This is a genomic window from Dietzia timorensis (assembly GCF_020742175.1).
In the GTDB taxonomy this organism is placed as follows: Bacteria; Actinomycetota; Actinomycetes; order Mycobacteriales; family Mycobacteriaceae; genus Dietzia; species Dietzia timorensis_A.
In genome coordinates, this window is sequence record NZ_DYXM01000060.1 from 14597 (window position 1) to 37708 (window position 23112).

Below are 23112 nucleotides of genomic sequence, written 5' to 3' on the forward strand. Positions count from 1 at the left end.
GAGGCACGCTCATGGCGGACGACGAAGTGGCCGAGGCCGAGCAGCGGTTCAGTGGCCGCGAACTACGAGATGCCCTCGGGCAGTTCTGTACGGGAATCACGGTGATCACGGCGGTGCACGATGATGCGCCCGTCGGTTTCGCGTGCCAGAGTTTCTGCGCGCTCTCGATCGACCCGCCGCTCGTGCTGTTCTGCGTGATGAAGTCCTCGGGCTCGTGGAAGGGCATCGAGGCCGTCGGGCGATTCGCGGTGAACATCCTCGCCGAGGATCAGCAGGACGTCTGCTCGACGTTCGGCAAACGCGGGGCGGACAAGTTCGCATCCATCGATTGGACGCCGAGTCCGCTCGGCTCGCCCGTGATCGACGGGGTGATGGCGTGGTTCGACTGCACGATCGAGAAGGTAATCGACGGCGGAGACCACTGGGTCGTCTACGGCAGGGTCAGCGACCTCGGGCCCACGGACCGCACGGACCGCCCGCTGCTGTTCTACCGCGGCGCGTACCTGCGCCTCGAGGAGGACGTCGTCGACCCGACTCCCGAGATGGAAGAGCTCGAGAACTTCATCACCTCGTCCGGGCCGTACACCTGGCTCTAGAGGTCGACCGGCGGGCTATGAACCGCGGACGACCGTGAAGCCCGCGCCCTGTGCTCCGAGCATGTTCTCGCCGAGCACGCGGGCCTCGAGGCCCTGGGTGGCGAGATATTGAGCGGCCTGTGAGGCACGGCCACCGACCTCACAGTGGATCCACAAATCCCCCTCCGGAATGTCCGACACTCGCTCGGGCAGTTCTTGGAGGGGGATATGTACTGCGCCATCGACGTGGCCGTCCGACCACTCGTCGTCGGAGCGAACGTCCAGCAGGACGACGCCGTCGCCGAGGGAGCCGCCGGACTGGGGAACATCGGAAAACGAATGCATGTGCCCAGCCTAACGCGTGGCTCCTCGGCGCGGCCTACCCCTCGATAAAGCCCTCCTGCGTGAGCCAGTTGAAGGCGACGTCCGCCGGATCTTCGCCGTCGACGTCGACCTTCGCATTGAGCTTGAGGAGGACGTCGTTGGTGAGTTTCTCGCTCACCGGTCCGAGCAGGTCGGCGATCTGCGGGTACTCGTCGATGAGCTCGCCGTTGACGACGCCGGACAGGTTGTACTTGGGGAAGAACTGGCGATCGTCCTCCAACACGACGAGATCGAGAGCGAGGATTCGCCCGTCGGTGGTGAACACCTCGCCGAACGTGCATGTGCCGCCTGCCGTTGCCGCGTAGACGGTGCCGGTATCGAGGGTGGAGACCCGGTCGGCCGGGGGAGCGGGGATGTCGTAGGTCTCGAGCATCGGCTGGAAACCGTCGTTGCGTGAGGCGAACTCGGACTCCACGCAGAAGGACTGCTCGTTCTCGGGCACCGACGATATTTCCGACAGCTTGGAGATGCCCAGGCGTTCGGCGTTCGCCCGCGTCAGGGCGAAGCCGTAGGTGTTGTTCATCGGGGCGGGCGGCAGCCAGACGAGGTTATTCTCCGCGAGATCCTTATCGCGCACCGCCTCGTATTGTTTGCGCTCGTCCGGAATCGGGTTGTCCTCCGCCATGTATGACACCCACGCGGTGCCCGTGTACTCCCACGCGAAAGTGATGTCGCCCGAGAGCATCGCCTCACGCGAGGTGTTCGAGCCCGGAGCATTGGTGAGATCCTGAACCTGCGCGCCGGCAGACTCGAACAAGGACACGGCCATCTTGCCGAGGATGATCTGCTCGGTGAAGTTCTTCGAACCGACCGACACCGTTGCGCCGTCGAGATCGATGTCCGCGATGGGCCCGGCGAGGGTGCCGCTCGGCGTGTAGCCGCCGGCCGTTCCGAGACCACAGGCGGCCAGGGCGCCCGCGAGGAGAAGGGACACAAGTGCCGCGAGGATCTTGCGGATTCGGCGTCCGGCGTCATGAACGGATCGTGCGGCGGAGCTGGGGGAGATGCCCAAGGCCATGTTTCTCAGAGCCCCTTCGGCTTGAAGACGAGTTCCATCACGCGGCCGACCCACTCGATGATGAGCGCGAGCACGGCGACGAGGATGGCGCCCGAGGTGAGGATCGAGAAGCGGTACAGCGTGATTCCCGTGTTGATGAGCGTGCCGAGTCCGCCGGCATCGATGAACGTCGCGAAGGCGCCGGCACCGACGAGGAGAACCAGCGCCGTGCGCGCACCGGTCATGATGACCGGGACCGCAAGCGGCAGCTCGACACGGAACAGTACCTGCGACGTGGACATGCCCATCCCGCGTGCCGATTCCTTCAGCGATGGATCGATGCTGCGCAGACCCGTGATCGTGTTCGACAGGACCGGCAGGAACGCGTAGATGACCAGCGCGAGGACGGCGACTGGGGTACCGAAGCCGAGCCAGATCGCCAGCAGCACGACGACGCCGATGACGGGCGCCGCTTGGCCGGCGTTGGCGATCCCCATGAAGATCGGCGAGAGGAAAGCTGTCGAGCGTCTCGTGAGGAGCACTCCGAGGGGTACCGCGAGAGCCATGACGATGAGCGCGGAGATCACCACGAGAACGATGTGTTGCCACGTGAGGTGGAGGACATTGCCCCACGCGAGCTGGCGCGACTCGACGTCGTCCAGATCGGCGGTCATCCGCCAGATGGTCCAACCCGCGAGGATGACGACGACGAGAATTGGGATGCCGAGGAGTAGTCCGCGGTCCTCGGCGCTGATTCGCGGTCGCTTCTTCGGGGGAGCCGCCAGTTCGCCGGCTGCGGTGCCGGAGTCTGTGTCGGAAGCCGGGCTGCTCATGACTCGCCCTCCTCCTCGGTGGCCGTCGCCGCGCTCTCCTGGGACTGGCGAAGCAGCGCGGTCACCGAATCGAAGTAGACGTTGCCGATGAACTTGCCACGCTTGGTCACCGACACCGCAGCGTGCGAGGACTCGAGCATCTGGTCCATCGCGTCGTTGAGGGTGGCTCGGTGGTCGACGATCGGCGCGTTCTCCGGGTCGATCGCGGGCACCGTGTCCCATTTGCGCAGGGTGCGCAGGAACAGGAACTCGCGTGGGCGGTCACGGTCGTCGAGGATCATCACCGACTCGTTTCCCTCGGCGGTGACCCGTTCGATCACCTCGGACACGTTGTCGCCGACGCGGCAGATCGAGGGCTGGTGGAGCTCGGCGTCGCTGACGCGCATGAGCGTGAGCTGCTTGAGCTTCGACCCCGCGCCGACGAAGTCCGCGACGTAGTCGTTCGCCGGTGCACCGAGGATGACCTCTGGGGTGTCGTACTGGGCGATCTCGGCGCCCTCGGCGAGGACGAGGATGCGGTCGCCGAGCTTCACGGCCTCGTCGATGTCGTGGGTGACGATAACGATGGTCTTACGCAGCTCCGACTGGATCGACATGAGTTCGTCCTGGAGCCGTGTGCGGGTGATCGGGTCGACCGCGCCGAACGGCTCGTCCATGAGGATGACCGGCGGATCGGCCGCGAGACCGCGGGCGACGCCGACGCGCTGCTGCTGCCCGCCCGAGAGCTCGCGCGGGAAACGGTCGCGGTACACGGACGGATCGAGGCCGACCATGTCGAGCAGCTCGTCGGTGCGGTCTGCGATCTTCTTCTTCGACCAGCCGAGCAGGCCGGGCACGATCCCGATGTTCTGCTTGACCGTCATATGCGGCAGCAGCCCACCACCCTGGATCACGTACCCGATCTGACGGCGGAGCTCGGTGGGATTGCTGCGGGTAATGTCCTTCCCGCCAATCGTGATGGATCCGGAGGTCGGCTCGATCAGGCGGTTGATCATCTTCAGCGAGGTCGTCTTGCCGCAGCCGGACGGTCCGACGAACATCACCATCTCGCCCGCGGGGATCGTCAGCGAGAGCTCCTGGACGGCGGGCATGGCCTGCCCCGGGTAGCGCTTTTCGATGCTGCGCAGCTGGATCTCGACACCGGTGGTCGAACCTGCTGCCTCGTGACTGTTGCTCATGCGCGAAGTCCCTTCGAGGTGGTCAAGCGGGAAACGAGAACCAGCAGCGCGTCTACGATAAGCGCGACGATAATGACGCCGATGGTGCCCACAAGGGCAAAGTTGAGTGCGTTGAGGCCGCCGATCTGCGACAGGCCTGTGTAGATGTACGAGCCGAGGCCCGGTCCGAGAACATAGGCCGCGATCGCGGCGACGCCCATCGACATCTGTGTGGAGATGCGTACGCCGGTCATGATGACCGGCCACGCGATTCGCAGCCGGACGCGGAAGAAGACCGCGGTGGGGCTCATGCCCATCCCTCGAGCGGACTCGATGAGGGATTTGTCCACGCTCTGGAGTCCGACGACCGCGTTGCGCAGAATCGGGAGTATCGCGTAGAAGATCACGACGAGGATCGCGGGAAGCGTGCCGATGCCAACCAGCGGGATGAGCATGCCAAGCAACGCGAACGAGGGGATCGTGAGCCCGACGGCCGAGATGCCGTTGGCGAACGGGGCCAGGCGCTGATAGCTGGTGACGAGCACGGCGATGGCCAAGGCGATGATTGTCGCGATGATGACGGCCTGGATGACGAGGCTCGCATGCTGGTAGGCGCGGAACGCGATATCGGCCCACCGCGAGGTGATGAAGTCGAGCATCATCGCCTCCCTGACCGCGGGCCGGAGGTGGCCGAGGCGTATACCTCCGGCCAAATATGGGTATCCATAACCTATGAGCATAGGTGCACTGTTCGATAAAAATGGACCAATAATTCAATGAGATCCAAATGAGTCCATCCGAAAAGTCCACGACGGCAGAAAGAATCGCGACGGAGCTGGGGGAATCGCCGTTCTTCGCGTGGTAGCCATTTTCGAATGAATTCGCGTGCGAGGGCCGAATTCCGGCGAGTTTGCGCCCGATAGCAGCCCGAAGGCGGGGCGCGCAACGGTTTCTCCGCCGCCGATTTCAAGGATGGGCACGGCCGAGCGGGGCTTCCTAGAGTGCCGAGGCATGACACAACACCCCAGCACACACGGCCCATCGGAAACGCCAGGAAACGAAGCGACACCACGACGAAGTATCGCCATTGTCGGCGCGGGAATCGTCGGCGCGAGTGCCGCGCTGGCCCTGAAACGAGCGGGCTTCGACGTCACTCTGTACAGCGAGCGGACGCGCGAAGAACTCCGTGACGCGGTGCCGGCGACGGGCACGGCGATCCTCTTCGGCGACTCCCGCTCACACGACGCCCGGATCGAGGGAGACCGCTACGGCGCCGACGCCGCATTCGCGACCAGCGCCGTCACGGTGAACGGTGGACCGACCTTCGACGCCCCGTATGACTACGAGGCGCAGTCGGTCGACGTTCGGCTGCGCGCCGACGACCGCATCGGGCTATTCCTCGACGAGGGCGGCAGCTTTGCACACCGCCGCGTCGACGACGCGGAACTCGACAGGATCGCAGGCGAGAACGACGTGACGTTCGTCGCGACCGGCAAAGGGGGATTGGCCGAGCGGTTCCCCGTCGACGCCGAGCGCAGCCCCTATTCCGAACCGCAGCGTTATCTGCTCACCGTGACCGTGCGTCCTGCGGACGGAGGCGATGTGCGCTTCCCGGGGCGCACCGAGAACGAACGCAGCGCGCTGCTTTCGATCGACGCGGAGGAGGGAGAGGTGTTCGTCGGCCCGTACCTGCACAAGGATGCGGGCCCCGCGTGGGTCCTCCTCGGGTTCGCGCGATTCGGGTCCGAGTCCGAGAAGGCCTACCGCGAGGCCCGCGACTCGGCTTCCGCTCTCGACATCTTCCGCGCACAGCATCACCGGCTCTTCCCCGACGTGGCGCCGCAGATCGATGCGCTCGAGGTGATCGATTCGGACGAATACTCGTGGCTCAAGGGTGCCGTGACGCCGACCGTGCGGCGCCCCGTTGCGCGTACGGACTCCGGCGGCCTCCTCGTCTCCCTCGGAGACACCGCGATCGCCGTCGACCCGATCGCGGGGCAGGGCGCGCAGCTCGGCGCGATTCAGGTCGCCGCGCTGGCCGACGCTCTCCGCGAGCAGCCGGGCGAATGGGACGAGGAGCTGTTCACGAGGCTGTTCGACACCCACTGGGAGCGCCACGGCAAGCCTTCGGTCGAGGCGACGTCGCTTTTCCTCGGAGATCCGAAATACGCGGAGGTCGTGGGGTCCTTCTTCGGTCGTGCCGCCGAGAACCCCGCCGCCGGCACTGCTCTGTTCGACCTGCTCAGCGTGCCCGGCCCGGTGCTCGGGCTGCGCGGTGAGGAGGACGTCGTCAGGTTCGTCCGAACCTTCGAAGGGCGCCGGACCGCAGTGCCGGCCGCATCCCCGCAGGTAACCGCTTCAACCCACGTATGACGTCGGACGTCCTCAACTCCCACGACGACGCCTCCGCGAGGGGCGTAGAGACAAGGAACCCATCGATGATCACCTCTGAACTCGACACACCGACCACCGACACCACGTCTTCGACGGAAGCAGCGGCGGAGCTCTCCGCGAGGTTCCGGCCGATCTTCGCGCACATCGCGAAAGGGGCGGCGAGCCGCGACCGCGACCGCGAACTCGCGCATGCCGAGATCGCCGCGCTCAAGGCCGAGAAGTTCGGCGCCGTGCGATTGCCCGAGGCCCTGGGCGGAGCAGGTGCGTCTGTGCGCCAACTCTTCGACCTACTGATCGACCTGTCGGCCGCGGACTCGAACGTGACCCAGGCGCTGCGCGCCCACTTTTTCGTCGCCGAGGGCTACATCCTCTCCGGCGACGCCCGCGGGCTCGAACGCGTCGCAGCCGGCGAGATCATCGGCAACGCCATCTCCGAGAAGGGGGCCGGCTCCGTCGACCGCTACCAGACCACGCTCAGCCGGGACGGCGACCGCTACCTTCTCAACGGCACGAAGTTCTACAGCACCGGCAGCCTGTACGCCGACGCCATCGCCGTCGCCGCCGACCTCGACGGCGAGCGCGTCTATGCGACCGTCGACACGGACGCGCCCGGGCTCACCCAGTTCGATGATTGGGACGGGTTCGGCCAGCGGCTCACAGGGTCGGGAACCTCGGTCTACGAGAACGTGCACGTTTCTGCCGCCGACGTCGCACCGGACGGTTACGGGACCGAAGGGCGCACCGCGAGCTCGGCCTATCTGCAGCTGTTCCATCTCGCTGCTCTCGCCGGGATCCTCAGGCGGGCCGCCGACGACGTGCGCGACTGGGTGGCGGGTCGCACGCGGACCTATAGCCATGCCCCCGCCGATCTGCCCCGCGAGGACCCGCTCGTGCAGGCCGTCCTCGGCCGCGCGTACTCGGCGGCGTTCGTCGCCCGCGCCACAGTGCTTTCTGTCGCCGACGCGCTCGACGCGGTGCTCGAAACAGCGGAGACCGCGGAAAATCCCGAGCTACTCGACAAGGCGGAGCTGGCAGCGGCGGAAGCGCAGGTCGCGCTGACCCCGCTCGTCCTTGGTGCTATTACCGACCTTTTCGACGTGGGCGGTGCCTCGCTCTCTTCGGAATCGCTCGGTCTCGATAGGCACTGGCGTAACGCGCGAACCCTCGCCGTGCATAATCCCGTCGTCTACAAGCAGCAAGCGGTGGGGAGATTCGAGCTCATCGGTGACGGGCTTCCGTATGAATGGAACGCCGGGGTGCGCGGGAAAGCGGCGGAAACGTACAGAAATTGAACACTCCGGACCCCGGCGCGCGGTGCAACGATGGGAGCACGTCACTGATTATGTGATGTGAATCACTATCGGGAAGAGGTGCCCACGTTGAGTAGCGCACTTTCGGACCAGACCGTCACAGAACACGGCACCCTATTCATCGGCGGCCAGTGGCGCGAGCCGAACGGCCGCGAGAAGATCACCGTCGTATCGCCGAACTCCGGCGAGGAGATCGGCTCGGTACCGCTCGCGAACCGCGCCGACATCGACTCGGCAGTGTCCGCCGCGCGCAAGGCCTTCGACGACCCGAGCGTCTGGTCCGGGCTTGAGCCGGCCGAGCGCGCCGCGCACCTGCGCCGCTTCGCCGATGAACTCGAAGCGCGCGGTGAGCAGATCGCCTCGCTCGTCTCTTCGCAGAACGGCATGCCCGTCACCATCGCCGGCCAGATGGAGGCCGTGTACCCGGCCACGTTGCTGCGGTACTACGCCGATCTCATCGAGAAGCAGACCCCCGACCTGCGCGAGGGCATGATGGGCGGCGTCGTCGAGGTGCAGCGCCAGCCCATCGGTGTCGTCGGCGCCATCGTGCCGTGGAACTACCCCCAGTCCCTCGCGGCCTTCAAGTACGCACCGGCCCTCGCCGCCGGCTGCACGATGGTGATCAAGCCGTCCCCGGAGACCGTGCTCGACTCCGTCGTCCTCGCCGAGGCCGCCGAGGCCGCAGGACTGCCGGCGGGCGTCGTCAACATCGTGCCCGGCGGGCGCGACGAGGGCGCCTACCTCGTCGAGCATCCGGAAATCGACAAGGTCGCGTTCACCGGTTCCACCGCGGCGGGCAAGAAGATCGCCGAGGTGTGTGGTCGCCTCCTGCGCCCGGTCACCCTCGAGCTCGGCGGCAAGTCCGCGTCGATCGTGCTCGACGATGCCGAGCTCGATCTCGAGACGATCGGCAACGACCTGTTCGTCTCGACGCTGGTGAATAACGGCCAGACCTGCTTCCTCGGCACCCGCGTCCTCGCGCCGAAGTCCCGCTACGGCGAGGTCGTCGACGCGCTTACCGCGTTCGCAGGGTCCATGGCGGTCGGCGATTCGCTCGACCCGGCCACGCAGATCGGCCCGATGGCCACGCAGACGCATCTCGGCCGCGTCGAGGGCTACATCGAGAAGGGCAGGGCAGAGGGCGGCCGCATCACGACCGGCGGCGGGCGGCCCGAAGGTCGCGACGGCGGCTGGTTCGTCTCGCCGACCGTGTTCGCCGACGTCAACAATTCCGACACCATTGCGCGCGAGGAGATCTTCGGCCCGGTGCTCTCGGTGATCCAGTACGACGACGACGCCGACGCCGTGCGTATCGCCAACGAATCCGAGTACGGGCTAGGCGGAACGGTGTGGAGCTCGGACCCCGAGCGTGCCCGCAACGTCGCCTCGCGCGTGAACACGGGAACGATCGGCATCAACCGCTACATCCCGGACCCGGTGGCGCCGTTCGGCGGCGTCAAGCACAGCGGCATGGGACGAGAGCTCGGGCCCGAGGGACTGGCCGCGTACCAGAACCTCAAGTCCATCTACCGCTAGCTCACGGGCGGAGGCCGGCCGCGGGCTCGAGCGCCTCGGCGAGTTCGTGCGGCTGGCCGAAGAGCGTCGCGAGCCCGTGCGCCCGCTTGAAGAACAGGTGCACGTCGTACTCCCAGGTGATGCCGACGCCGCCGTGGAGCTGGATCGCCTCGCCGGCGATCCACGACAGTGACCTGGTCGCGTAGACCTTCGCGGCCGCCGCCTCGATCTCGGCGTCGCAGGCGGCGGCATGAGCGGCATTGCTGCCGCCGATCTCGAACGCGCGGGCCACCGCGGCGGCGGCCGAGTACGACAGCGAGCGCGCGGTCTCCGAGCGGACGTACATGTCCGCCATCCGGTGCTTGAGCGCCTGGAAGCCGCCGATCTCCCGGCCGAACTGCTTGCGCTGCGAGGTATAGTCGACGGTCCGCTCGACGAGCGCCTTCGCCGCGCCGGCCGCCTCCGCGCTCACCGCCGCCCACGCGACGGCGTTCAGCAGGCTCATCGTCTCCTCGCGCATGCCGAGCTGCGTCGCACGGACCCCGTCGAATCGGACCGTGGCCAGTGTGCGCGTCGGATCCATCACGGGCACGCGGGTGATACCCACGCCCTCGGCGTCCGCCGGGCATGCGTGGAGCGTGGGCAAACCGTCCGCATCGGAGGCCACCACTATCAATGTAGAGGCGTAGTCGCCGCCGAGTACATAGTGCGCGGTTCCCGACAGCGCCGCTCCGTCGAACGCGACGCCCGGGGCATGCCATCCCTCCTCGCCGGACCAACACAACCCGTATATGACGCCGGACGCCACATGCGGCAAGTGCTCCGCGCACGCGGCCTCGTCACCCGAGGCGAGCAGCGCGTATCCCGCGAGTATCGCGGACCCTAGCAGCGGGGAAGGGGCGAGGGAGCGGCCGAGCTCGTCGGCGACGAGGTGAGTCTCGAGATACGACGCGCCGGCGCCGTCATAGGCCTCCGGGATGCCGAGGGCTGAGGCGCCGATCTGCCCGGCAAGTGCGGACCACAGCGATTCGTCGTATCCGTGCTCGGTGCGCGTAGCCGCGCGCATGTCCTCGCTGCCCGCGCGCTTGTCGAGCAGCGACCGCACCGAATCGCGCAGTGCGGCCTGGTCGGGGGTGTCGACGCCCGGGGCGAGCGCGGCGTCCTCGGCGGCGCTCATCGAGCGCCCTCGGATTCGATCACGTCGAGGATCCGGCCGCGGTGGTATGCGGGCGAGCCCCATGCCGCGCGCAGGGCGTGGGATTTCGTGAGGTAGAGGCCGAGCGCGTGCTCCATCGTGTACCCGATGGCGCCGTGGATCTGCAGCGCGTCGCGGCGCGCTAGGTTCGCCGCATCGCCGCACGCCACGTAGGCGGCGGAGACGTCCCTTACCGCGGCCGCGGGCGCGCCGGGATTTCCGGCGATCGCGAGGGCGCCGGCCCATAGGAGCGGCCGGGCCATCTCGATGGCGATCGCCATGTCTGCGGCCTTGTGCTTGATGGCCTGCTGCTCGCCGATCGGCCGGCCGAACTGTGCACGCTGTTTCGCGTACTCCACCGACATCTCGAGCATCGCCGAAGCGAGGCCGAGCTGCACCGCGGCGGTGCCGAGCGCGCCGTGATTGACGACGTCGACCGGATCGGCCGAGCCCACGGAGTCGCCGGCAGTGGCCGTGGCCAGCGTGCGCGCACGGTCCACCGAGCGCTCGAGTTCGCCGAGCTCGGCCGCGGATACCGTGCCATCAGCGGCGAGATGGAATGCCGACGATGCGACATCCGCGCCGGCAGCCAACGGGGCGACCGGCGGCGCGGCGACCGTGACCGGGCCATCTGCGACAGGCGTGCCGAGCGCCGGGGCGACGAACATCGACTCGACGACGGGTCCGGGCACGCCGTGGCGGCCGAGGACCTCGGCAATCGCCACGCCCTCTACGACCGTAGCGCCCATGCCGCCGGACTCCTCGTCGGCGAGTAGAGCGAATACGCCCTGCTCGTCGAGCTTGCCCCACACGGACAGCCCGGCGGCGGTATCGCCGTCGTTCCACGCGCGGATCGCTGCGGGCACGTCTGCGCGCCTGAGCATTTCGTCGACGCTGGCCGCGAACTCCTTGGTTTCCGCATCGAGTGCGAACTTCATCGATTCCCCCTCGGCAGGCCGAGAAGACGCTCGGCGATCACGTTCTTCTGGATCTCGTTCGTGCCCGCGTAGATGGGGCCGGCGAGCGCGAAGAGGTAGCCGTCCTGCCACTTCTCATCCGCGCGTTCGCCGCCCGGGCCGAGCAGATCAAGGGCGGTCTGGTGGGTGGCGATGTCCCATTCGGACCAGAACACCTTGTTGATGGAACTCTCCGAGCCGAGCTGTCCGCCGGAACTCAGCGTCGTCACCGTGCCCCACGTCGACAGCTCGTAGGCGCGCGAGCCGATCCACGCGTCGACGACGCGGTCCCCGGCGGCGCCGCGTTCGCGTGCGTCGAGGTCGCCGGATTTTTCGCGCCACAGTCGGACGAGCCTGTCGGTGGTCGCGAGGAAGCGTCCCGGCGAGCGAAGCGAGAGACCGCGTTCGTTGTTCGCCGTCGACATCGCGACCTTCCAGCCGTTGTTCACCTCGCCGATCACCCCGGAGGCACCCGGATCCGCCGGGTCGTCGGGAACGAACACGTCCTCCAGGAACAGCTCGGCGAAGCCGGGCTCGCCGTCGAGTTGGTCGATCGGCCGGACGGTCACGCCGTCCGCGCGCAGGTCGAACATGAAGTAGGTGAGTCCGCGGTGTCGCGACTGCTCGGGGTCCGTGCGAAATAGTCCGAACCCCATATCGGCGAAGCTAGCGCGCGAGGACCACGTCTTCTGGCCCGACAGCAGCCAGCCGCCCTCGGTACGTTTCGCCGTGGAGCGTAGCGAGGCCAGGTCCGAGCCGGATTCGGGTTCGGACCACGCCTGCGCCCACACGTCCTCCGCTCGCGCCATCCGCGGCATGATCCGCGCCAGCTGCTCGGCGTTCGCGTGCTCGAACAGCGTCGGCGCGAGGAGGAAAATCCCGTTCTGGCTCACCCGGCCTGGCGCCCCCGCACGGTAATACTCCTCCTCGAAGAGCACCCACCCCGTGAGCCCGCAGTCGCGGCCGCCGTACTCCTCGGGCCACGAGACGACCGACATGCGGTCCGCCGCCATCTTCGCCTCCCACGCACGGTGGGCCTCAAAGCCTTCGGCAGTGTCCATGCTTGGTAGCGGCTCGGCGGGCACGTTGGCCTCGAGCCATTCCCGCACCTCCGTGCGGAAGTCCAGGTCGGACTGGTTCAGTTCGAGATCCACGCCGTCTAACCCCCATTCTTGACGTCGGAGGTGGCGGTCTCGTTGCCGCCCGTCGCCCCCGTGTTGCCTGCATTCGCGGTGTCCCGCATCGAGCGGGCGTTCATTCCGCCCAGCGAGTCCCCGCCTGAGGCCTCGGCGTTTGCCGAGTGCGCGAAGTGGTGCCAGCCGAACGCCGAGTTCAACGAGTTGTGCAGGCCCATCTGGTCCTCGCAGACGTTGACCGCCTTCTTCGTGAGTGCCAGGCCCATCGGCGGCATCGTCTTGATCTCGCCGGCGATCTCGTCGACCTTGTCCTGCAGTTCCTCACGAGGCACGACGTGATTGAGCATGCCCCACTTCTCCGCCTCGGCCGCGGTGAACCGTCTACCGGTGTAGAGGATCTCCTTCGCGCGGCGCGGGCCGAGGACGAAGGCATGTGCGAAGTACTCGACGCCGGGGATGCCCATCTTCACCACCGGATCGGAGAAGAACGCGTCGTCGGAGGCGACGATGAAATCGCAGATCCACGCGAGCATGAGCCCGCCGGCGATGCACGCGCCGTGGACCTGCGCGATCACTGGCTTCGGGATCTCGCGCCACCGGCGGCACATCCCGGCGTAGACCTCGATCTCGCGTGCGAGCCGCTGGTCCGCGCCCGTGCGATCGGTGTGGTCCCACCACAGCGTGGCCTTGTTCTCGTAGTGGGTGTCGAAATCGCGTTCCGGTGTTCCGATGTCGTGCCCTGCGGAGAAGTGTTTGCCGTTCGCGCGCAACACGATGACCTGCACCTCGGCGTCTTCCACGGCCTTGATGAACGCATTGTCGAGCGAGTACGTCATGACCGAGTTCTGCGCGTTCCGATATTCGGGGCGATTGAGCGTGATGTACGCGGTGCCCGCGGAAACCTCGTACGCGATAGGGCTCGACTCGGGGCCTAAGTCGTCTGACGAGAGGACCGGTGGGATGGGGGCTGGAGTCTGTTCTTCTGCCATGACCTGCACGTTCTCCTAACCTAGCAAGTGCTTGGTTGGTAGATTACCAGTTCCCGGCAGAGGCGTGTCGCCGGATCTCGTTCTGCGGATCGCAGTGCATGTGCGAGACCCGGCTGTCGTCGTGTAAATACCCCCATAGGGTATAAAATCCGCCTGGAAGATTGCGCTGCATACCCCCTAGGGGTACACAAGAGGTATGGCACACGAGCACACAGAACACGCGAACACGGAGCCCGGCCAGGCTCAGGCCGCCCCGCCGTCACGCGGATACGCGCAGGACAAAGAGGCTTACCTTCGCCGTCTCAAGCGCATCGAGGGACAGGTACGCGGGCTACAGAGAATGGTCGACGAAGACGAGTACTGCATCGATGTACTCACGCAGATCAGTGCGGTGTCCTCGGCGCTCAAATCGGTGTCCATCGGACTCCTCGAGGACCATCTCGGCCACTGCGTTGTGGCCGCGGCCCGCGAAGGGGACGAGGCGGCCGCCGTCAAGGTGCACGAGGCATCGCAGGCCGTGGCTCGCCTGGTCAAGAGCTAAACCAACAACGAATTCCGACAAAGGAGAACGATCAGCATGAAGACTACAGTCAACGTCCAGGGGATGACCTGCCAGCACTGCGTCGGCTCGGTTTCCGGGGCGCTCAAGGAAGTGCCGAACGTGCAGGACGTCGCGGTCGACCTCGGCTCGGGCGATGTCGAGATCACCTCGGCCACGGAGATCCCGCGTGAGTCGATCGAAGAAGCGGTCAAGGGCGCGGGCTACTCCGTGGCGCCGGACGGCGAACCCGGACTCGGCGACAACCTACTCATCTAGCCCCGACTGCGGCGAGCGCGAAAAACACACCGGGGAATAGCCAAGCGAAAGGAACCAAGCGAAATGGCAACGGCACAAAAGAGCGGCGCCGAAGCGGGGCTTGCCGAGGCCATGTCCCAGATCGATCTCGATATCGAAGGCATGACCTGCTCCTCGTGCGCGGGACGCATCGAGCGCAGGCTCAACAAGATCGACGGCGTGCAGGCCACGGTCAACTTCGCGATGGAGTCGGCGCGCGTCAGTTACCCCGAGTCGACCGATCCGGGGGAATTGGTCGAGGCCGTCGAATCGGTCGGCTATGGCGCCTCGGCGCCTGAGGCCGGTGGACGGGGGCTCCGCGATTCCGCTTCGGGCGATGCGGCCGCGGACCTGCGCCGACGGTTCATCGTCTCGGCAGCCCTCACGGTTCCGGTCATCGTCCTGTCGATGGTTCCTCCCTTCCAGTTCGATTACTGGCAATGGGTTGTTCTCGCGTTGTCACTACCGGTGGTGACCTGGGGCGCGTGGCCGTTCCACCGAGCCGCGGCCCTCAATCTGCGCCATGGCGGCTTCACCATGGACACGCTCGTCTCGCTCGGCGTCGGAATGTCCACGTTGTGGAGCCTGTGGGCGATGTTTTTCGGCGATGCCGGTGCCGTTGGCCTGAGCCACGAATTCACGCTCCGTCCCGGCGGCCACGCCGCAGAGATGATCTACTTCGAGGCCGCAGCCGGCGTCACCACCTTCATCCTGCTCGGGCGTTGGATCGAGGCGCGCTCGAAGAAGGAGGCCGGCGCCGCCATCAAGGCGCTCATGCAGCTCGGCGCAAGTGATGCGACGGTTCTCGAAGACGGGGAAGAGAAACGGATCCGGGCCGCCGCACTCGAGGTCGGCGACCTCTTCGTCGTGCGCCCCGGGGAGACCATTCCCACCGACGGGCGTATCGAAAGCGGTGAGTCGGCAGTCGACGAGTCGATGCTCACGGGCGAATCCGTGCCGGTCGAGGTCGTCGCAGGGGACCGGGTCACCGGCGCGACACTCAATACGTCGGGACGTCTCATCGTGCGCGCCACCCGAGTCGGGTCGGATACCCAGCTCGCGAAGATGGCGCAGATGGTCTCGGACGCGCAGACCGAGAAGGCGCCCGTGCAGCGCCTCGCCGACCGGATCTCCTCGGTGTTCGTGCCGGTGGTCATCGCGATTGCGGTCGTGACGTTCGGCGCCTGGTGGGCGATCGGGGGAGACCTCGTTCCCGCGTTCACCGCGGCCGTCGCCGTGCTCATCATCGCCTGCCCCTGTGCGCTCGGCCTGGCGACTCCGATGGCGCTCATGGTCGGCACGGGTAACGGCGCCCGACGCGGCATTCTCATCTCCGGTCCCAGCGCGCTCGAATCGACGCGCCGAGTCGACACGGTGGTCTTCGACAAGACCGGCACCCTCACGACAGGCAAGATGGCGCTGCGCGCGGTCGTCCCCGCCCCGTCGCGGGATGACGCCGACGTGCTCGCTCTCGCGGCGTCCGTCGAATCAGGCTCGGAGCACCCCATTGCCCGTGCGATCGTGAGCGGGGCGGCTGAGCGCGGCGTTCCCGAGCTCGAGCTCCAGGCATTCAAATCCATCGCCGGTCGCGGCGTTGTCGGCCGGGTTGGCGGCGTAGAAGTACAGGCCGGCAGGGCCGCATCACTTTCGCGGCTCCCCGCGGGCAAGGACGCCGGACTCGCAGCGAGGGCGGCGGAGCTGGAAGCGGACGGCGCCACCGTCGTGGCCGTGTACGCAGCCGGCGAACCGGCCGGAATCATCGCCGTCGCCGACGAGCCGAAAAACGAGGCGCGCGAAGCGGTCGAGGCTCTGCGCCGTCAAGGCCTCGACGTGGCTCTGCTCACGGGAGACAACGAGGGCTCGGCGAAAGCCGCGGCGCGTGCGGTCGGGATTGCCGCAGAAGATGTGATCGCGGGCGTAATGCCCGAGGGCAAGCTCGACAAGGTGCGCGAGCTGCAGGAGGCCGGCGTCGCCGTTGCGATGGTCGGCGATGGGGTAAACGATGCGCCTGCCCTCGCTCGCGCGGATCTCGGGATCGCGATGGGCACGGGCACCGACGCCGCGATCGAGGCCGGGGACATCACGCTCGTGAGCGGAGATCCGCGGAAGGTCGCAGAGGCCATCTCGCTGTCGCGGAAGACCCTTGCGAACATCAAGGGGAACCTGTTCTGGGCGTTCGCCTACAACGTGGCGGCGATTCCGGTCGCGGCGGCCGGGCTACTCACGCCGATGATCGCCGGCGCGGCGATGGCGTTCTCCTCCGTGTTCGTGGTGCTCAATTCGCTGCGCCTTCGCCGCGCTTAGGCGGTGGCCAGCTGCAGGGCCTCAGCGACCACGCAGTTCGGGTTTGACGACCTTGCCCATCGCGTTGCGTGGAAGGGCGTCGACGATCTCGATCTCGCGCGGTCGCTTGAAGCCTGCGAGCTTGTCGATGAGGAACTCGGCCACGGCGTCCGGGGTGAGCGCCTTCCCCTCTTCGTCTGTAGAGCGCTGGATGAAGGCTTTGCCGACTTCTCCGAGACGCTCGTCCGCAATCCCGATGACCGCGGAGTCGGTCACCCCGCGGAGTCGGGCGAGCGTCTGTTCTATCTCCGCCGGGTACACGTTGAAACCGCCGGAAATGTACATGTCCTTGAGCCGGTCCGTGATCCGAAGATTGCCCTGTGAATCGAGCTCTCCGACGTCACCGGTATGGAGCCAACCGTCCGTGTCGATCGTCTTCGCCGTGTTCTCGGGATCGTCGAGATAACCGGCCATGACCATCGCCCCGCGAGCCAATACCTCGCCACTTTCGTCGATCCTGACTTCCATCCCCTCGAAGGCTCGTCCGCACGTGTTGGCAACGGTCTCGTCGGAATCTTCCGGTCGGCAGGTTGTGACAAAGCCCGAGCATTCGGTGAGGCCGTAGGCGGTGACCACCGTGTCGAGGCCGAGGTCGGACTGCATCCGTTCGACGAGCACGACGGGCACGATCGCGGCGCCCGTCACTGCGAGTCGCAGAGAGGACAGGTCGAAATCCGCGCGTTCGGGTGCGTCCAGCAGTGTGGAGAAGATCGTCGGCGCGCCTGGAAGAACGGTGATCTTTTCGCTTTCGACGAGCCTCATCGCTTCCACCGGCTTGTATACCGCGAGCGGCACGATCCGTGCGCCGAAGAGTGTGCACACGAGGAAGCCGGCCTTGTATCCGAAGGTATGGAAGAACGGGTTGAGCACGAGGTAGCGGTCGCTCGCATCAAGTTCACCGTTTGAACCCCAAGCCCTGGAACCAGCGAGCGTCTGCTTATGAAGCGCGACGACTCCCTTCGATTTCCCGGTCGTGCCCGAGGTGAACAAGATGTCCGCTACGTCGCACGCGCCGACCGCGTCCGCCCGGCGCTCGGCCGCCTGTAGCGAAGCGTCGGTCGCGGTATCCAGGAACGAATCCCATTCATTTATGACGTCGGAGGTCGCGGTTTCGGTGCCGCCGAGGGGCACGCGCACGACGACCTTGAGGGGCGTGCCGTTCAGCGATCCGCCCGCAGCTTCGGTGAGCTGCGAAATTCTCTCGGCCCCCAGGAAGTCGCCGGCCACGACCGCCACCGGCGCATTCGTCCGCTCGATGAGCTCGAGAGCCTCGGCGCCCGTGTACCGGGTGTTAGCGGGCACGAGGACGCCACCTGCGTACTGGATCCCGAGCCCGGCGACGACCCAGTGCCGCGTGTTCGGGGCCCACACAAGCACACGCTCGCCCGGTTGAAGGCCGGCCTCGATGAGCGCGGCCGCGAACGTGCGCACCTGCTCGGCGAGCTCGGTCCACGTCCACCGCACGTCCTCTCCCGACTGGACATCGGCGACTGCCTCGCCGTCCGGCCACAACCGCGCGGCGCGGCGCAGTGCCTGGGGAGTGGTGTCCACTTCGTCGACAGGCAGGTTGGAAGATTGAGCCGTGTTCGTCATGGGAACTCCTAGCGCCTCGCGAATGTGCTTGCGCCGTGAGTGCCGGCGCCGCATAAAAGCGAACCCTACCAAGCAACTGCTTGGTAGGGTTCGCTTTTTCTGAGCTCCGGAACCATGAGGCGTGGTCCGGTGCCGCGAGAGTTAGGCGTTGCGGATCTTCTCCACCTGTGCGGCGAAGACTTCTTCGGCCTTGGCTCGGTACAACTCCTTGTTCGCCTCGCCGGGTTTGCCCGTCTGCTCTCCGGAAACGGGATCAAAGCCCGACAAAGGGCCGCTGGAGGTAACGACGAGGACGCCGTCGACTACGCCAACGAGCTGAGCTTGGGCGATGGGGTATTCCTGGCCCATGGTCGTTGTGGTGCCTTCAACGTAGTAAGCGAAGAAATCATCGACGCCTTCCGGGGCCTGCGCTTCAAGCTCCGTGGATGTGGCGCTCTGAGTGCTCTTCCCGAAATCATCGCGAATCATCTCTTGGACCTCGGGCGGCATTTCCATATCCTCACCCCCGGCGGCATCCATGATGAGGTCGTGATTGTCGATTTCGGTGGTGAACTGAGGGCATTTCGACACCTGTTCGGCTATCTTGCTCGCGCGTTCGACATTGGGTGAAAGTCCGACTGTGACCATGCTCGAATTGTCTTCAAACGGGCTCATCATGCCTACCAAGCCCTCGGCGTCGCTGGCCTGGAGGTCTGCAAGATCCTTGCATTCGGCTGGTTCGATCGTGATTCCCTCCGAAGCATGGGCGAAGACATTTCCGATTAACTCTTCGTCCCCGAATTGCTCGAAGTTGAGGCCGGGGACCTCCTCGCCGGTGAGGACGAGGTCGGACAACGGTGCGTCGGGTGCCGTGTTCTCCTCTGAACCCTCACCCCCAGCGGCGGCCTGAGTCTGCTCCTCGGTGCCGGTTCCCGAGGTCGCGTCCTCGTTCTCGGTGGAGCAGGCGGTCAGGGCAGTAGCCGCTGCGACGGCGGCGACGGCGCAGGTCACGCGGCGGAAGCGGGTCTTCGAAAGCGAGGTGTTCACGGTGGATCCTTCACGGTCGGGTGGTCGGTCGATTATTCCGGCGCGATGCCGGATCTTCGGTGGGCCAAGGTTCGGCCCGCCAGATAGATGCACCGGGCGGGCCGAATGTTCCTGAACGGGAACGGAGTAGCGGAGAAGCTAGGCGTTCTGCAGCTTCTGGGCCTGCTGGTTGAACAGGTCGAGGGCGCGCTGCTCGGCCTCGGGCGTTATGGGGCCCGCGTTGGACTGCGCGTTGACCTGGACCGCGGTGCCAGCCACGTTGCCCGAGACCAGGAAGATCCCGGACGTGACGGGCTGGCCCTGGATATCGGCGTTCGAGGTGTTCTTCACGGCAAAGAAGTCCTCGGTGCCCTCCGGAGCGACGGCGCCGGTGACCTCATTGGTCATGGTGTACGTGATCTGCTGGGGCTGGCCGTCCTTACCGGGAAGGTCCATAGTCATCGTCACGTCGCCGCACTGCTCGAAGGCCGAGGTGTAGTCGTTTGCGGTGGCCGACGGATCGTTGAGGACGAGGGTGAAGGCGGTGTCGGGGATATTCGGATCCTGGCCGAGCCGGCCCACTGCGGCGCTCGTGTCGGCACCGCCGGTGCCCTGGAGCTTCTGGAAGACATCCGCGCACTCCGGCGGATCCGAATGCATCGAGGTGTTCCCGGTGAGCTGCTCGGTGAGCGTCCCGGTCTGCGCGAACTGCTCCTTGGAGATTTCCTGCAGCGGAAGTCCTTCGACCTCGTCTGTGCCGAGTGCCTTCTCCTCGCGCTCGGCGCGCTTGCCGTCGGCCTCGGGGTTGGATCCGTCCTCGTTCGCGGTGACCTCCGCGGACTCTGACGAGGTGTGCTGGTCCGCCCCGCCTGCGGAATCGCCGGAGTCGTCGGAGCCGCAGGCGGCGAGGCCGCTCAACGCGAGAACGCCCGCGCCCAGGACCGCGGCGGACTTCGTCCGCAGGGAATTTCGGTGGATACCTCGAATCGTCATGGTCATGAGTGTATGAAACAACGTGCAGTTTGCGCTTATCTGCGGTGGAAATCGGCCTGAGAATCCTTAAGTCCGACGTCATGGGTGAAAAAGTTGGCAGCGGTGGGACACAGAGAACCAACCAAGCAATTGCTTGGTAGTCTGGGCGTATGGCAGAAGAGTTTCCGGAGCGTCCGAGCGCCGAGAAGCAGACCCCCGAGGAGTTCGCGGGGGAGTTCAGGGCGTGGCTCGACGAGAACCTGACCGGCGATTTCGCGGATCTTCGCGGCACCGGCGGACCGGGGAGCGAGCACCAGTTCTTTGCGCGGCGCAGGGAGTGGGAGCGGCACATGGCGGCCGCCGGCTGGACGTGCGTGGGTTGGCCCACCGAGTACGGCGGGCGCGGGGCGAGTCTTGCCCAACAGGTGCGCTTCCACGAGGAATACGCGAAGGCCAATGCGCCCGCGCGCGTCTCCCATCTCGGGGAGACGCTGCTGGGGCCGACGCTCATCGCGCACGGAACAGAGGAACAGAAGCGGCGGTTCCTGCCGAGAATCGTGGCGGTCGACGAGCTGTGGGCGCAGGGCTATTCGGAGCCGAACGCCGGCTCGGACCTGGCGAACGTCGCGACAACGGCGCGGCGGGACGGCGACGATTACGTGATCAACGGGCAGAAGGTGTGGACGTCGCTCGCGCACCTGTCGCAGTGGGCGTTCGTCATCGCGCGGACGGAGGAGGGATCCAAGCGGCACAAGGGGCTGAGCTTCCTTCTCGTCCCGCTGGACCAGGACGGGGTGGAGATCCGGCCCATCCAGCAGCTCACCGGGACCAGCGAGTTCAACGAGGTGTTCTTCGACGGCGCGCGAACCTCCGTGGACATGCGAGTCGGCGCCGAGGGCGAGGGGTGGAAGGTCGCTATGACCCTCCTCGAGTTCGAGCGCGGCGTGTCGACGCTCGGCCAGCAGGTCGGCTTCGCGCGCGAGCTGGAGCGGCTCACGCAGCTCGCGAAGGACACCGGTCAGGCGCGCTACCCGGCGATTCGCGAGCGGATCACCGACGCGTGGATCGGGCTCAAGGTGATTCGCGCTCATGCGCTGCGCACACTCGCCGATCGCGACAGCACCGGCGGCAACGCGTCCGCGGCGAAGCTGCTGTGGGCGAACTGGCACCGCGATCTCGGTGAGCTCGCGATGGCGATCCAAGGCGCGCCGAGCCTGCTCGGGCCCACCGAAACCTCCGAGGGTGACGCGAACGACCTGCGCGACCCCGAGCATCTCGAGCTCGCAGAGTGGCAGCGAATCTTCCTGTTCACCCGCTCGGACACCATCTACGGCGGATCCAACGAGATCCAACGCAACATCATCTCCGAGCGCGTACTCGGACTCCCACGAGAGGCAAGGCCACAGTGACCAACGACAACCGCCCCGCATCCCCGCTCGCCACCGTTCCTCCCGAGACCCCGGGGCACGGCCTTCTGGCGGGAAAGAAGGTGGTCGTGACGGCGGCCGCCGGAACCGGCATCGGCTTCGCATCCGCGCGGCGCGCGGCGCTGGAGGGCGCCGATGTGGTGCTGTCCGATTTCCACGAGCGCAGGCTCGGCGAATCCGTCGCGGCGCTCGCGGAGGAGTTCCCGGATCAGCTCATCGACGGGATCACCTGCAACGTGCAGTCGACGGCGGATGTGGACGCGCTTATCGCCGGTGCCGCGGAGAAGCTCGGGCGGATCGACGTGCTCATCAACAACGCCGGCTTCGGTGGCGAGGCGGAGCTCGTCGACATGTCGGATGAGGACTGGGATCGCGTCCTCGACATCACGTTGAACGGGACTTTCCGTGCCACGCGCGCCGCGCTTCGCTACTTCCGCGACGTCCCGCACAACGGGGTTATCGTCAACAACGCGTCCGTGCTCGGCTGGCGCGCACAGCGCGCGCAGGCGCACTACGCCGCCGCGAAGGCCGGGGTCATGGCGCTGACGAGGTGCTCGGCGGTCGAGGGGGCGGACTTCGGCGTGCGGATCAACGCGATCGCGCCCTCCATCGCGCGGCATAAGTTCCTCGAGAAGTCCGCGTCCTCGGAGCTGCTCGACTCCCTTGCCGCGAAAGAGGCGTTCGGCCGCGCCGCCGATGTGTGGGAGGTCGCCGCGACCGTCGCGATGCTCGCCTCCGACTACGCGACCTACATGACCGGCGAGGTCGTCTCGATTTCCTCTCAACGCGCCTGACGCCGGACCTCCTGGAATTCCAGGAGGTCCGGCGTCAGAGGTGGTGCTTTGTGGGGCGGAGTTAGCTGATCCCGCCGCCGGCGAGGAGGCCGATCAGCGTCGGCAGCGAAGCCGAGGCGGCGGCGAGGTTCTCGCCCGAGGAGCCTGCCTGGATCGAGCCGAGCCCGGCCTCGATGGGGTTGCCGACGATGACGGCCGGGTTGACTCCCGGGGCAGAGTCTCCGAGGCAGTACGTGGCAAGCGTGTAGACGTTGCTGGGCACGTCCTTTGCGGACATGCTCGCAGACTGTCGGCCCACTACGGCGAGCGCAACTGTGGGGAGGCCTGTGAGATCCGAATTGAGCGTAACAACGTCGTCGCGAGTGAACAGGTCAGCGGCGGTGCCCACGTCGATCGGGCCCGAGATCAGCGCGAGGAACTGCGGCGCGATGGCCGTGGGGACGAGGGCGGCATAGCAGTTGCCGGCGAGCTCGCCGGATTCGAGCTTGAAGGTCACCGAGACGTCGTTGGCGTCGACGGCGGATTCGTTAGTCACAGCGCCCGCGGCGCCGGCGCCGAGTGCCGAAGCGCCGAGTACGAGAGCGGAAGTGGCGGCGACGGCCGCGACCCGAGTGCGAATTCGTGAAAACATGAGATCCCTCTGAGGATTCGGGGCGCGCGCCGAGGTCGCGGCCATGATCTAGGTCACACGCGAGTATAAAC

22 protein-coding genes are annotated in these 23112 nt (G+C 66.6%); 9 read left to right on the forward strand and 13 right to left on the reverse strand.

The genetic code is table 11. The features are described from left to right. Positions 1-11: 11 nt before the first annotated feature. Positions 12-596 carry a 3-hydroxy-9,10-secoandrosta-1,3,5(10)-triene-9,17-dione monooxygenase reductase subunit gene (gene hsaB / locus K8V11_RS03240; RefSeq protein WP_303910776.1) on the forward strand — a complete coding sequence of 195 codons (585 nt, stop codon included), beginning with the start codon at positions 12-14 and terminating at the stop codon, positions 594-596. 15 nt (positions 597-611) lie between these two features. Here the strand turns inward: hsaB and K8V11_RS03245 are convergent, their stop codons facing one another. From K8V11_RS03245 to K8V11_RS03265, 5 genes are read right to left on the reverse strand one after another with little or no spacing between them, the layout of a single operon-like run. Further along, a complete protein-coding gene (locus K8V11_RS03245) occupies positions 612-920 on the reverse strand; it encodes a rhodanese-like domain-containing protein (protein ID WP_303910777.1) in 309 nt (102 codons plus the stop codon). A 34-nt stretch (positions 921-954) separates the two neighbouring features. Further along, positions 955-1977 (reverse strand): glycine betaine ABC transporter substrate-binding protein, encoded by a 1023-nt coding sequence (locus tag K8V11_RS03250; RefSeq protein WP_303910778.1) that lies wholly within the window; start codon positions 1975-1977, stop codon positions 955-957. A gap of 5 nt (positions 1978-1982) precedes the next feature. Further along, a complete protein-coding gene (locus tag K8V11_RS03255) occupies positions 1983-2789 on the reverse strand; it encodes an ABC transporter permease (protein WP_303910780.1) in 807 nt (268 codons plus the stop codon). Then, positions 2786-3967: an ABC transporter ATP-binding protein gene (locus K8V11_RS03260; protein ID WP_303910781.1), complete on the reverse strand. Its 1182-nt coding sequence runs from the start codon at positions 3965-3967 to the stop codon at positions 2786-2788. Before K8V11_RS03260 ends, K8V11_RS03255 begins: the two co-directional genes overlap by 4 nt. Further along, positions 3964-4605, reverse strand: coding sequence for an ABC transporter permease (locus K8V11_RS03265; protein ID WP_303910782.1), 642 nt, complete (start codon positions 4603-4605; stop codon positions 3964-3966). The genes K8V11_RS03260 and K8V11_RS03265 overlap by 4 nt, the downstream gene beginning before the upstream one ends. Before the next feature lie 352 nt (positions 4606-4957). On the opposite strand from K8V11_RS03265, the gene K8V11_RS03270 reads away from it, so the two are divergent. The 3 genes from K8V11_RS03270 (at position 4958) to K8V11_RS03280 (ending at position 9186) form a co-directional block, all read left to right on the forward strand. After that, complete coding sequence (locus K8V11_RS03270; protein ID WP_303910784.1) at positions 4958-6319, forward strand: NAD(P)/FAD-dependent oxidoreductase; 1362 nt, start codon at positions 4958-4960, stop codon at positions 6317-6319. A gap of 65 nt (positions 6320-6384) precedes the next feature. After that, positions 6385-7632: an acyl-CoA dehydrogenase family protein gene (locus K8V11_RS03275; RefSeq protein WP_303910785.1), complete on the forward strand. Its 1248-nt coding sequence runs from the start codon at positions 6385-6387 to the stop codon at positions 7630-7632. 87 nt (positions 7633-7719) lie between these two features. Further along, positions 7720-9186 (forward strand): aldehyde dehydrogenase, encoded by a 1467-nt coding sequence (locus K8V11_RS03280; RefSeq protein WP_303910786.1) that lies wholly within the window; start codon positions 7720-7722, stop codon positions 9184-9186. Between the two features lies 1 nt (position 9187). Here K8V11_RS03280 and K8V11_RS03285 read toward each other — a convergent pair whose 3' ends face one another. Genes K8V11_RS03285 through K8V11_RS03300 form a run of 4 tightly spaced genes read right to left on the reverse strand, consistent with a single transcriptional unit; the run spans position 9188 to position 13441 of the window. Then, positions 9188-10342 (reverse strand): acyl-CoA dehydrogenase family protein, encoded by a 1155-nt coding sequence (locus tag K8V11_RS03285; RefSeq protein ID WP_303910787.1) that lies wholly within the window; start codon positions 10340-10342, stop codon positions 9188-9190. Continuing rightward, a complete protein-coding gene (locus K8V11_RS03290) occupies positions 10339-11298 on the reverse strand; it encodes an acyl-CoA dehydrogenase (protein WP_303910788.1) in 960 nt (319 codons plus the stop codon). Before K8V11_RS03290 ends, K8V11_RS03285 begins: the two co-directional genes overlap by 4 nt. Continuing rightward, on the reverse strand, positions 11295-12470 hold the full coding sequence (locus K8V11_RS03295; RefSeq protein WP_303910789.1) for an acyl-CoA dehydrogenase family protein: 1176 nt from the start codon (positions 12468-12470) through the stop codon (positions 11295-11297). Before K8V11_RS03295 ends, K8V11_RS03290 begins: the two co-directional genes overlap by 4 nt. 5 nt (positions 12471-12475) lie before the next feature. Next, entirely contained in the window at positions 12476-13441 is a 966-nt protein-coding gene (locus tag K8V11_RS03300) for an enoyl-CoA hydratase (protein WP_303910790.1), read from the reverse strand. Positions 13442-13637: 196 nt separating this feature from the next. Between K8V11_RS03300 and K8V11_RS03305 the strand changes: the two genes are divergently transcribed. From K8V11_RS03305 to K8V11_RS03315, 3 genes are all read left to right on the forward strand, one after another. Further along, positions 13638-13982, forward strand: a complete 345-nt coding sequence (locus tag K8V11_RS03305; RefSeq protein ID WP_303910791.1) for a metal-sensitive transcriptional regulator — start codon at positions 13638-13640, stop codon at positions 13980-13982. A 36-nt stretch (positions 13983-14018) separates the two neighbouring features. Next, positions 14019-14258 carry a heavy-metal-associated domain-containing protein gene (locus tag K8V11_RS03310; RefSeq protein ID WP_303910792.1) on the forward strand — a complete coding sequence of 80 codons (240 nt, stop codon included), beginning with the start codon at positions 14019-14021 and terminating at the stop codon, positions 14256-14258. Between the two features lie 63 nt (positions 14259-14321). Next, the gene (locus K8V11_RS03315; protein WP_303910793.1) at positions 14322-16580 is read left to right on the forward strand and encodes a cation-translocating P-type ATPase; all 2259 of its coding nucleotides are present in this window, start codon (positions 14322-14324) and stop codon (positions 16578-16580) included. 21 nt (positions 16581-16601) lie between these two features. Here the strand turns inward: K8V11_RS03315 and K8V11_RS03320 are convergent, their stop codons facing one another. The 3 genes from K8V11_RS03320 to K8V11_RS03330 all read right to left on the reverse strand — a co-directional run bounded on the left by K8V11_RS03320 (position 16602) and on the right by K8V11_RS03330 (position 20210). Beyond that, positions 16602-18212: a FadD3 family acyl-CoA ligase gene (locus K8V11_RS03320; protein ID WP_303910794.1), complete on the reverse strand. Its 1611-nt coding sequence runs from the start codon at positions 18210-18212 to the stop codon at positions 16602-16604. Positions 18213-18353: 141 nt separating this feature from the next. Continuing rightward, positions 18354-19238: a hypothetical protein gene (locus K8V11_RS03325; protein ID WP_303910795.1), complete on the reverse strand. Its 885-nt coding sequence runs from the start codon at positions 19236-19238 to the stop codon at positions 18354-18356. 138 nt (positions 19239-19376) lie between these two features. Further along, complete coding sequence (locus tag K8V11_RS03330) at positions 19377-20210, reverse strand: hypothetical protein (RefSeq protein ID WP_303910796.1); 834 nt, start codon at positions 20208-20210, stop codon at positions 19377-19379. A 149-nt stretch (positions 20211-20359) separates the two neighbouring features. On the opposite strand from K8V11_RS03330, the gene K8V11_RS03335 reads away from it, so the two are divergent. Both K8V11_RS03335 and K8V11_RS03340 read left to right on the forward strand, forming a co-directional pair. Further along, positions 20360-21598, forward strand: coding sequence for an acyl-CoA dehydrogenase family protein (locus K8V11_RS03335; protein WP_303910797.1), 1239 nt, complete (start codon positions 20360-20362; stop codon positions 21596-21598). Further along, positions 21595-22410, forward strand: a complete 816-nt coding sequence (locus K8V11_RS03340) for an SDR family oxidoreductase (protein WP_303910798.1) — start codon at positions 21595-21597, stop codon at positions 22408-22410. Before K8V11_RS03335 ends, K8V11_RS03340 begins: the two co-directional genes overlap by 4 nt. A gap of 61 nt (positions 22411-22471) precedes the next feature. Here K8V11_RS03340 and K8V11_RS03345 read toward each other — a convergent pair whose 3' ends face one another. Beyond that, positions 22472-23041 carry a hypothetical protein gene (locus K8V11_RS03345; protein WP_303910800.1) on the reverse strand — a complete coding sequence of 190 codons (570 nt, stop codon included), beginning with the start codon at positions 23039-23041 and terminating at the stop codon, positions 22472-22474. Positions 23042-23112: the final 71 nt, after the last annotated feature.

Excerpts from the sequence above, each read along its gene's own strand:
- hsaB (WP_303910776.1), top strand. The coding sequence starts at position 12 with ATGGCGGACGACGAAGTGGCCGAGGCCGAGCAGCGGTTCAGTGGCCGC.
- K8V11_RS03245 (WP_303910777.1), bottom strand. The coding sequence starts at position 920 with ATGCATTCGTTTTCCGATGTTCCCCAGTCCGGCGGCTCCCTCGGCGAC.
- K8V11_RS03250 (WP_303910778.1), bottom strand. The coding sequence starts at position 1,977 with ATGGCCTTGGGCATCTCCCCCAGCTCCGCCGCACGATCCGTTCATGAC.
- K8V11_RS03255 (WP_303910780.1), bottom strand. The coding sequence starts at position 2,789 with ATGAGCAGCCCGGCTTCCGACACAGACTCCGGCACCGCAGCCGGCGAA.
- K8V11_RS03260 (WP_303910781.1), bottom strand. The coding sequence starts at position 3,967 with ATGAGCAACAGTCACGAGGCAGCAGGTTCGACCACCGGTGTCGAGATC.
- K8V11_RS03265 (WP_303910782.1), bottom strand. The coding sequence starts at position 4,605 with ATGCTCGACTTCATCACCTCGCGGTGGGCCGATATCGCGTTCCGCGCC.
- K8V11_RS03270 (WP_303910784.1), top strand. The coding sequence starts at position 4,958 with ATGACACAACACCCCAGCACACACGGCCCATCGGAAACGCCAGGAAAC.
- K8V11_RS03275 (WP_303910785.1), top strand. The coding sequence starts at position 6,385 with ATGATCACCTCTGAACTCGACACACCGACCACCGACACCACGTCTTCG.
- K8V11_RS03285 (WP_303910787.1), bottom strand. The coding sequence starts at position 10,342 with ATGAGCGCCGCCGAGGACGCCGCGCTCGCCCCGGGCGTCGACACCCCC.
- K8V11_RS03290 (WP_303910788.1), bottom strand. The coding sequence starts at position 11,298 with ATGAAGTTCGCACTCGATGCGGAAACCAAGGAGTTCGCGGCCAGCGTC.
- K8V11_RS03300 (WP_303910790.1), bottom strand. The coding sequence starts at position 13,441 with ATGGCAGAAGAACAGACTCCAGCCCCCATCCCACCGGTCCTCTCGTCA.
- K8V11_RS03305 (WP_303910791.1), top strand. The coding sequence starts at position 13,638 with ATGGCACACGAGCACACAGAACACGCGAACACGGAGCCCGGCCAGGCT.
- K8V11_RS03310 (WP_303910792.1), top strand. The coding sequence starts at position 14,019 with ATGAAGACTACAGTCAACGTCCAGGGGATGACCTGCCAGCACTGCGTC.
- K8V11_RS03315 (WP_303910793.1), top strand. The coding sequence starts at position 14,322 with ATGGCAACGGCACAAAAGAGCGGCGCCGAAGCGGGGCTTGCCGAGGCC.
- K8V11_RS03320 (WP_303910794.1), bottom strand. The coding sequence starts at position 18,212 with ATGACGAACACGGCTCAATCTTCCAACCTGCCTGTCGACGAAGTGGAC.
- K8V11_RS03330 (WP_303910796.1), bottom strand. The coding sequence starts at position 20,210 with ATGACGATTCGAGGTATCCACCGAAATTCCCTGCGGACGAAGTCCGCC.
- K8V11_RS03335 (WP_303910797.1), top strand. The coding sequence starts at position 20,360 with ATGGCAGAAGAGTTTCCGGAGCGTCCGAGCGCCGAGAAGCAGACCCCC.
- K8V11_RS03345 (WP_303910800.1), bottom strand. The coding sequence starts at position 23,041 with ATGTTTTCACGAATTCGCACTCGGGTCGCGGCCGTCGCCGCCACTTCC.